1 protein-coding gene is annotated in these 470 nt (G+C 63.6%); it reads right to left on the bottom strand.

Translation table 11 applies throughout. The features are described from left to right. On the bottom strand, nt 1-470 hold a 470-nt coding region (locus G6032_RS00175; protein WP_165280113.1), incomplete at both ends, for a hypothetical protein.

Below are 470 nucleotides of genomic sequence, written 5' to 3'. Positions count from 1 at the left end.
CCCGTGAATGCCACGAACCCGACGTGCACACCGGCACCGTAGCCCTCGCCGCTCGTCACCTGGATGGCAGGATTGAAGTCCGCGTCACCAGCGAAATCGAAGTCGAAGACCGCCCCGGAACCGAAGTTGTTCACGCCAGCAGGGGCCAGGTCCTCGGTCACGCCCGGGTCCGTCGCATAGACGACGTTGTCGGGAATGATGCCACCGTCAGCAGTAGTGAAGCCGATATCGGTCAGCAGGAGCGTGAACGGCGCCGCCTGGCCGCCCAGCGGGCCGAGCAGGAAACCGCTGTTGCCCGCAATCGTCGCCGCAAAATCGCTCATCGGGATCGATACCTGCAGCCAGCCGTTGCCCAGGTCGGTCACGCCACTGTAGGTCCCGAGGTTGTAAACCTGGCCCGTGTCGCCGTTCTCAATGAACTTGACCTCAAAGGCCGCCAGGTTACCGGCGTCGCCCTTCACCTTGAACAC

It is taken from the genome of Wenzhouxiangella sp. XN24, from assembly GCF_011064545.1.
Taxonomy (GTDB): Bacteria; Pseudomonadota; Gammaproteobacteria; order Steroidobacterales; family XN24; genus XN24.
This window is presented reverse-complemented; position numbering and strand designations above follow the sequence as displayed.